This is a genomic window from Alkalicoccus luteus (genome assembly GCF_012034335.1).
Classification (GTDB): domain Bacteria; phylum Bacillota; class Bacilli; order Bacillales; family Salisediminibacteriaceae; genus Alkalicoccus; species Alkalicoccus luteus_A.
This window is the reverse complement of record NZ_JAATHJ010000050.1, coordinates 1-8,951: the sequence shown is the minus strand read 5'-3', so window position 1 is coordinate 8,951 and position 8,951 is coordinate 1. Positions and strand designations below refer to the sequence as shown.

The window sequence follows — 8,951 nt, the reverse complement described above, 5'->3', positions numbered from 1 at the left end:
CAGAACGAGGCGAAGATCCAGCGCTTCCGACAGCAGGAGGAAGCGGTTAGCTGAGCCCGTTCCCTCCGGAAAGCGAGTGTCCGCAGATACAGGCAGATGCAACGTTATTCACTTAGAATGACTTTATTCACATTCTGCAGGGACCATGACGATCTGTCATGGTCCCTCTTTTTGCCTGAAAACAGCGGCAGGTCCGGATGCCGCGGGAAGCGATATTTTGTCCTATTCATGCTAAAATGGAACGTGGATACTTACAGACCCGTACTCGTATGAAGGAGGATGGCAGGTCATGATGAAACGTAAACAGGAGCGCTCTCTTGTGGAGCAGCCTCAAATAGAAAAGCTGATACAAAATGTGGAAAAGGTAGTCGTCGGAAAGCGGGCGGAAATCGAGCTCAGCCTGATTGCTATTTTGAGCGGAGGTCACGTGCTGCTCGAAGATGTGCCGGGTGTTGGTAAAACGATGATGGTTCGTGCGATTGCAAAATCACTTGGAGCTGAATTTAAACGGATTCAATTCACTCCGGATCTGCTTCCGTCCGATGTAACCGGGGTTTCGATCTTCAACCAGAAGACGCTGGAATTTCAGTTCCGGCCGGGACCAGTGATGGCCAACATCGTTCTGGCAGACGAAATCAACCGGACCTCGCCTAAAACACAGGCAGCGCTGCTTGAAGCACTGGAAGAAGGGAGCGTTACAACTGACGGCGAAACGCGGGAGCTTGACCGGCCATTTTTTGTGATGGCTACGCAGAATCCGATTGAATACGGCGGGACGTACCCGCTTCCTGAAGCCCAGCTTGATCGGTTTTTATTTAAGTTCCGCATCGGCTATCCGACAAAATCAGAGGAAATGGAAGTTCTGACAAGAGTGGAAAAGCAGCATCCGATCGATACGCTGGAAAGCGTCATGACGCTGCAGGAGCTGCTTCTGCTGCAGGAGCAGGTAAAAGAGGTGTATGTGCAGGATAATGTGAAGGAATATATTATCAGTATTACCTCTGCCACGCGACAGCATCATGCCGTCTATCTTGGAGCCAGTCCGCGGGCATCGATTGCCATTATGAAAGCTGCGCAGGCTTACGCGCTGCTGCAAAATCGCGATTATGTGATTCCAGATGACGTGAAATACCTTGCTCCATTCGCGCTTGAGCATCGGGTGCTGCTCAGCTCAGATGCAAAGCTGTCTGAGACAACCCCGTCCAAAGTAGTAAAGGAAGTTATTGAACAGGTGCGCGTGCCGGCAGGGAACGAGCAGGCCCAATGAAGCACATCTGGTTCTGGACGAAACGAATTTTAAAAGGAGCGGCTGCCATAGCGGTGGCAGCCGGTCTTTTCAGCTATGCAATGTTTCAAGGGAATTTCGTCAGCTGGTTTCTGTTCTACAGTGTGATGACGCTGTTTGTACTCATGGTACTCTATGCGCTGATTCCGCTCGGGAGCTTCCGGGTGAAGCGCAACACCGGTGAGGGAGCGATGCCGGCTGGAACCGAACTGCGCACGGAGATAGAAATCGAACGCGGCTGGCCGTTCCCGTTTTTATACTTAGCAGTGGAAGATGTTGCCGAGGATGCGCTGACAAAACAGCTGCCGTATCAGGCATCTAAAATGATTTTTTATCCGACGCTGCAAAAGCGGCTTGCATACAGCTATACGATTCCGGAGCTGAAGCGAGGAAAGTATTATTCGTACGGGGTCAAGTTGTCTACGAGTGATCTGTTCGGTTTCTTCCATAAAGAAACATTCGCCTCCATTCCGGGAGAACTGCTCGTGTACCCGAACTATTTCGATATTGACCAGTGGGAAGCATACGAAAAGCATGATATCGAAACGTCGCTGACGATGCAGGATTTTATAGAAGATCGGACATCAATCGCCGGGGCAAGGGAATACGTGCCGGGGGATAAGCTGACAAGCCTTGACTGGAAAGCAACAGCCAGGGCATCAAAGCTGATGACAAAAGAATTTGAAGAATACATTGGTCAGAATTTCCTCGTGGCGTTTAATAACCGCATCCCCGACTCAAGCTTTGCTGTGTCGGATGCATATGAAAAAGCAATCGAGCTTGTCACTTCCATTATCATGTATGCCTATCGTGAACAGCTTCATATTGGGTTATGGTCGATCGGCACCGACTTAAAGCGATTTCCGGTCGGGCTGGCTTCCGATCAGCAAAAAGAAATGATCTCGTATCTGGCGCAGACTGTGCCGTCGGCTGAAGGATCGTTTGGAGCTTCTTTTATGCGGTTTGAAGATGAAATACCGGATGGAGTGACGCTCATCCTTGTCACAGTTGAACTGACGGATGATGTGTTGAACAGGTGCAGAATCTTACTGGCACGTGGTGTACGAGTATTCGTCGCACTGATGGATAAACAGAAGCAGGTGGACGCATGGGAATACCGAAGACTGAAGGAACTGCGTGATGCGGGAGCTGATGCCTACCTTCTTGCTGACGGCCGGTGGTCCAGGGAAAGTATGAACGAAGAAGGGTGATTCAGTGAAGCAGATGCAGACGAACACAAAAACATCAGTCACTCATTTGTTTATTTACGCGCTGACGTTCCTGCTCGTCTGGGAATGGCTGCGGCCGATTCCGGTGATCACCGCCACCGGACAGATTGAAGTATTTATTTGGTTTACGTTGTTCAGCGCGGTGCTGGTGTATATTCGAATGCCGGCGCTTATTACCGCTCCGCTCGTTTTCACCGGGAGCATAGTGGGTCTGCACCTGATCTTTGGGGAGGGGAATTTCGTTTCCAGAGAAGGCGGCGGTGTGACGATTCAGCAGTTTGCTGGGGAGCTGACAGTAAATCTTTCTGCTATTCTTTCCGGAAATTTTGCCGATTTAAGCGATTTTTTCAGGACGTTTTTATTGTTTATGCTGCTGGCACTGATCAGCTACCTTCTTTATTTCTGGGTGCTTCATACGCGGAAAGTATTTTTCTTCCTGCTCAGCACAATCGTTTATATTGCGATTCTCGATACGTTTACCGTCGTCGATGCGTCGCAGGCTATCGTGCGAGTAGTCGTTATCGGCTTCTTCATTTTAACGCTGCTTCATATGCTGACCGTTCAGGATGAGGAGCGGGCGATTGGCAGAAGAAGCGGGACATTCATCTCGCCGGCCTGGATGTACACGCTGATCATAGTCGTCAGCACAGCGGTCGCTGCAGGCTTTCTGCTGCCGAAGCCGGAACCGCAGTGGTCCGATCCAGTTCCGGCACTAGAACGGTTTGCAGGTGTGGAAGGACTGACCGGAGGAGGAAGCGGAAGCGGCGGCGTCCGCAGAGTCGGATACGGGGAAAATGACGAACGTCTCGGCGGCGGCTTTGTGCAGGATGATGGACCAGTTTTTCAGGCGATCACAGACCGTGAATCATACTGGCGCGGAGAATCAAAAGATACGTATACCGGACAGGGATGGGAGTCTGATCCCGGCTATGTCGAATCAGAGCTCGTATTTGGTGATACGGTCGATTACCGCATGTTTCAGGATGCTGCCGGCATTGAAGAGTCGGAAGTGGAAATAGACATGGCGGACGAGGCTGATTTCAGCCTGCTGTTTTACCCTGGTCAGCTTCAGGATGTTCTGGACGTACAGGGTGAAACGGACAGCGGCAGCTTCGGGCTGGAAGAGCTTCAGTTTTATACGGATGTAGCCAACGGACGCTTCCAGGCGAGGACAAATACAGATGAAACGGTACGCTTTGACAGCTATACGCTGGCTTATGAGGATGCAGTCTTCCCGGTTGAGGCATTGAGAAGCGCACCGGATGAAGATCCTGAAGAAATCACGGATCGGTATTTACAGCTTCCGGAAGAGCTTCCGGACCGCGTCGGTGATTTAGCAGCTGACATTGCTTCTGACTACGACAACCGTTATGATACTGCAGTTGCTGTAGAACAGTATTTTAATCAAAATGACTTTGAATATCAGACGACAGATGTGCCTGTGCCGGAAGAGGGGCAGGACTATGTGGACCAGTTTCTATTTGAGACGCAGGTGGGATACTGTGACAACTATTCCACATCTATGGTTGTCATGCTCCGGACGCTTGATATTCCGGCGCGCTGGGTGAAAGGTTTTACCTCAGGCGAAGAAGTGGAAGAGCTGGACGACGGCCGCAGCGTATATGAGGTTGCTAACTCTAACGCCCATTCGTGGGTGGAAGTATACTTTCCGGACGTCGGCTGGGTGCCGTTTGAGCCGACACAGGGCTTCACGAACTATGCAGATTTTGAAGAAGAATCAGCGGATGTTGATATCGATACCGATGTCCCCGATCAGGAAGCACCTGACCCTGAGATTCCGGAGCCGGACGGGGATTTTGATGAACTGCTCGAAGAAGGAGCAGACGGGGGCCCATCCGGAGATGATACAGATGTGGGAGATGACGATGGAGAACCAGTCTTCTCGTTAAAGAGCCTGTTGATCTCCATTCCGACGATCTTGTTCGTCATGGTGCTGTATCAAAAGCAAAGTGTGCTGCAAAACTATTACTTTGTTTACCGGTACAGGTTTTTCGGCAGTGACAAATCGTTTGAAAAAGCATATGAACGTCTTCTCTGGATGCTTCAGATCGAAGGACTTCCGCGCAGAGGCGGGGAAACGCTGCGGGAATATGCCAGAAGGGTCGATCTGGCGCTCAGCTCACAGGCGATGATGAAGCTTACGAACTCCTACGAACGAATTTATTACGGAGGCAGAACACCTGAAGGAGAATGGCAGCGCCGCCGGCAGGACTGGGAGGAAATCATGCGCTCACTGCGCGCTTGACCTGCCTTTCTGCTGCTGATACAATGATGCAGTATTTAACTGAAGAACGGTGCCTCATATATCCTCGGGAATACGGCCTGAGAGTCTCTACCGGACCGCCTTAAATGGTCCGACTATGAAGGCAGATCTTTTCTGGCATACGCCGGGAGTCTGCCTTCGTATTTTTTTATGCGGAGACAGCTCCCGGTTTTTTCGATATATAAGGGCATGGCACCGCCTGAAGGCGGCATTGAAACGCTTGAAAAAGGCGATTCTGTTAGATTGGAGAGGGGAAAGCAAATGGAAATCAACGAACGTATTCTTGTGCTCGACTTTGGAGGCCAGTACAACCAGCTGATCGCACGCCGGATCCGGGATCTTGGTGTATTCAGTGAGCTTGTCAGCAGCAAGCTGACAGCTGAAGAAATAAAAGAGATGAATCCTTCCGGCATTATCTTTTCGGGCGGACCGGGAAGCGTGTACGCAGAAGGAGCGCCGCAGTGTGATCCGGAGATTTTTAATCTGGATATACCGGTTCTCGGGATTTGCTACGGCATGCAGCTGATGACGCATCACTTCAGCGGTGGAGTAGAAGCAGCCAACCACCGTGAGTACGGAAAAGCGACGATTGACGTGCAGCGCGATTCCGGCTTATTTGCAGGACTGCCGCATCAGCAGACAGTTTGGATGAGCCACGGAGATCTCGTGCAGGCGCCGCCGGAAGGCTTTACCGTTGATGCCACGAACGTTTCCTGTCCGGTTGCAGCAATGAGCAGTGAAGAGAAAAAGCTGTACGGCGTTCAATTTCATCCAGAAGTCCGTAATTCTGAGTACGGCAATGATATGCTTCATAACTTTGTCTACACTATTTGCGAATGTGAAGGAAACTGGTCCATGGAAAGCTACATTGACATGGAAGTAGAGAAAATCCGCGAGAACGTCGGGAACAAAAAAGTACTGTGCGCGTTAAGCGGCGGCGTGGATTCTTCTGTCGTAGCGGCACTCGTTCACAAAGCAATCGGCGATCAGCTGATCTGTATGTTTATCGACCACGGACTCCTTCGTAAAGGAGAAGCGGACAGCGTGATGAAAACGTTCGGAGAAGGATTCGATATGAATCTGATGAAAATTGACGCTCAGGACCGCTTTCTCGGGAAGCTTGAGGGTGTCAGCGATCCGGAACAGAAGCGTAAAATCATCGGGAACCAGTTCATCTACGTTTTTGAAGAAGAAGCAGGCAAGCTGGAAGACGTTGATTTTCTCGCTCAGGGAACGCTTTACACGGATATCATCGAAAGCGGGACAGATACTGCGCAGACGATTAAATCTCACCATAACGTAGGCGGCCTGCCGGAAGATATGAAGTTTGATTTGATCGAGCCGCTTAATACGCTGTTCAAGGATGAGGTGCGTAAAGTCGGCACCGAACTCGGTCTGCCGGAAGAAATTGTCTGGAGACAGCCATTCCCGGGACCGGGTCTCGGTATTCGTGTTCTCGGTGAAATTACCGAGGAGAAGCTGGAGATTGTTCGTGAATCAGACTACATTTTGCGCGACGAGATTAAAAAAGCGGGACTGGACCGTGAAATATGGCAATATTTCACTGCCCTTCCGGATATGCGCAGCGTTGGGGTTATGGGAGATGAGCGCACCTATGATTATACGGTCGGTGTCAGAGCCGTGACGTCAATTGACGGGATGACATCAGACTGGGCGCGGATTCCGTATGACGTGCTGGAAAAGATCTCCGTTCGGATCGTCAATGAAGTGAAGCACGTAAACCGGGTCGTGTACGACATTACGTCCAAGCCGCCTTCCACAATCGAGTGGGAGTAAAAGAACGAAAATATCTCTCTTTTCACAGTTTAATATTCGGATACAGCGTTGACATGCAGGTTTAGCCCTGCTAAAATAAGCCGTGTTGTGATTAAAAGTCGAATGTTCGTATAATCTCGGGAATATGGCCCGAAAGTTTCTACCAGACTGCCTGAAACGGTCTGACTACGGACAGAACCTTTACAGTGCGGCACGTGTACCGTGTTTTCGCTGTGCAGTTTCTATCCGAATTCCTTTTCAGGCATGCCATTTTTGGCATGCCTTTTCTTATTTGGCGCCCGGCGTCCGAACAAAAGCTCGCAATCACACAGATTATTGTTGGAGGGACTGCATGTTATGAACCGCTATTTTCAATTCGATGAGCTTGGCACGAATTATTCGAGAGAGTTTCTTGGTGGCCTGACAACATTTCTGGCCATGGCGTATATTTTATTCGTAAATCCATCGGTTCTTGCACCGACGGGAATGGACGAAGGGGCAGTCTATGTAGCAACGGCTCTGGCTGCAGCGATCGGAACGATTATCATGGGACTCATTGCAAAATATCCGATTGCGCTTGCGCCTGGTATGGGTCTGAACGCCTTTTTTACATACTCAGTCGTAATCGGGATGGGGATTCCGTGGGAAACGGCTCTGCTCGGCGTATTTATTTCCGGTATTATTTTTATCATTATTACGCTTGTCGGAATCCGCGAACTGATTATCAACGCCATTCCAGCTGAGCTGAAATTTGCAGCAGGAGCCGGGATTGGTTTGTTTATCGCGTTTATCGGACTTCAAAACGCGGAAATCGTCGTCATGTCAGAAGCGACGCTCGTCGAGATCGGCAACCTCGGCGCACCGTCAACGCTGCTTGCGGTAGCAGGTATCGTCATTACGGTTATCTTTATGAGTCTCGGTCTGCGCGGCGGTATCTTTTACGGACTCGTTGCCACAGCTGGAATCGGAGTTCTGACCGGCGTCATTCCGATGCCGGGTGCGATCGTCGGTTCCGTGCCGAGTCTTGCACCAACCTTTGGTGCAGCCTTTACTCCGTTTGCAGAAATGTCGCTAGGAGAAATCTTTACAGTCCAGCTGATGATTGTTATTTTAACGTTCTTGTTTGTAGACTTCTTTGACACAGCCGGGACGCTCTACGCCGTAGCGAATCAGGCAGGTTTTACGAAAGATAATAAACTGCCGAGAGCACAGCGTGCCCTTCTCGCAGATTCCTCAGCCACATCGATCGGGGCAGTGCTCGGAACGTCTACGACAACGGCTTACATTGAATCCACATCCGGCATCGCAGCCGGAGCAAGAACCGGCTTTGCTTCTCTTGTTACCGGCGGGCTCTTTCTGATTGCCCTGCTGTTCTCGCCGCTGCTTGCCGTTATTACCGAATCGGTAACAGCGCCTGCACTGATTGTTGTCGGGGTACTGATGGCAGGCGCGATCGCCAATATTGACTGGAAAAAGTTCGAGATCGCCGTGCCGGCCTTTTTCACGATGATTGCGATGCCACTTACCTACAGCATTGCAACTGGTATCGCACTTGGATTTATCATGTATCCGATTACGATGATCTGTTCCGGGAGAGCGAAAGAAGTACACCCCATCATGTACGTGCTCTTCTTCGTATTCATCGCCTACTTTGTTTATCTAGGTGAATAATCCGACTGCTGAAAGAACCAGTTCTCCTGTGATAAACTGACAGGAGACTGGTTTTACAGAAAGGGCAGGAATCGATGGCAAAGAAAAAGTTTTACGTAGAAGCGAATGAAACGATAGACGACTGTCTCAACCGAATGGCAGCGGAAGGCTATACACCGGTCCGGCGTATGGAAGAACCGGTGCTGAAAGAAAAAGGAAAAGACGTCGAAGTAGCCTATCAGCGCATCGTTTTTGAGGGCAAACGTTCATAAAGCGACATTGGAAGCAGTAATCTCAAACAGGGATTGCTGCTTTCAGTTTTTTTAGTAAACCCTCGAGGGAAAAAAGTTTGCGTCTGCCAGTATCTCTGGGCACTCACTTTCCGGATCGAAGTGGTCCGGCTTTCCTTCCTGCCGTCCGCCGATCTTCCCTCGGTCTGATGCTCTGATGTCGGCAGCTGACATCAGTGCTTTAAAACAACTGGGTTCATTAAGCACGCACCCCGTTGGATACCGAATAGAGCTTTTACATGTGGAATAGCTTGCCAGTGCTTCACAGCAGTTGCTGGGCGGGCGAAAGCTGCTTTTGAATGGTTTTATGGTAAGCGTCAAAGAATCTGTGCCTGTTTTCCCTATCACGCCTCTGGCATGCTGAAAGAAAGCAGAAAGGATGTGAGGATAATGGAGGAAGCAGCGTGGGAAAATCCCCATGATCGGCGAGTCAACCG

General features: G+C 50.2%; 7 protein-coding genes and 2 riboswitches. Of the genes, 6 read left to right on the top strand and 1 reads right to left on the bottom strand.

Annotated elements, in window-relative coordinates:
• The first annotated feature begins 292 nt into the window (after positions 1–292).
• The 6 genes from HCN83_RS17590 to HCN83_RS17565 all read left to right on the top strand — a co-directional run bounded on the left by HCN83_RS17590 (position 293) and on the right by HCN83_RS17565 (position 8,496).
• Positions 293–1,267 carry an AAA family ATPase gene (locus HCN83_RS17590; RefSeq protein WP_168009694.1) on the top strand — a complete coding sequence of 325 codons (975 nt, stop codon included), beginning with the start codon at positions 293–295 and terminating at the stop codon, positions 1,265–1,267.
• Positions 1,264–2,496, top strand: coding sequence for a DUF58 domain-containing protein (locus tag HCN83_RS17585; RefSeq protein ID WP_168009693.1), 1,233 nt, complete (start codon positions 1,264–1,266; stop codon positions 2,494–2,496). The genes HCN83_RS17590 and HCN83_RS17585 overlap by 4 nt, the downstream gene beginning before the upstream one ends.
• Positions 2,497–2,509: 13 nt before the next feature.
• Positions 2,510–4,780: a transglutaminase TgpA family protein gene (locus HCN83_RS17580; RefSeq protein WP_246238295.1), complete on the top strand. Its 2,271-nt coding sequence runs from the start codon at positions 2,510–2,512 to the stop codon at positions 4,778–4,780.
• Between the two features lie 34 nt (positions 4,781–4,814).
• A riboswitch (purine riboswitch) is annotated at positions 4,815–4,916 on the top strand.
• Between the two features lie 143 nt (positions 4,917–5,059).
• Positions 5,060–6,595 (top strand): glutamine-hydrolyzing GMP synthase, encoded by a 1,536-nt coding sequence (gene guaA, locus HCN83_RS17575; protein ID WP_168009689.1) that lies wholly within the window; start codon positions 5,060–5,062, stop codon positions 6,593–6,595.
• Positions 6,596–6,681: 86 nt separating this feature from the next.
• Positions 6,682–6,783: riboswitch (purine riboswitch) on the top strand.
• A gap of 148 nt (positions 6,784–6,931) precedes the next feature.
• A complete protein-coding gene (locus tag HCN83_RS17570; protein WP_168009687.1) occupies positions 6,932–8,245 on the top strand; it encodes an NCS2 family permease in 1,314 nt (437 codons plus the stop codon).
• Positions 8,246–8,319: 74 nt separating this feature from the next.
• A complete protein-coding gene (locus HCN83_RS17565; protein WP_168009685.1) occupies positions 8,320–8,496 on the top strand; it encodes an NETI motif-containing protein in 177 nt (58 codons plus the stop codon).
• Between the two features lie 51 nt (positions 8,497–8,547).
• Here HCN83_RS17565 and HCN83_RS18260 read toward each other — a convergent pair.
• A partial coding sequence (locus HCN83_RS18260) for a hypothetical protein (protein ID WP_205774743.1) occupies positions 8,548–8,951 on the bottom strand: 404 nt, incomplete at its 5' end.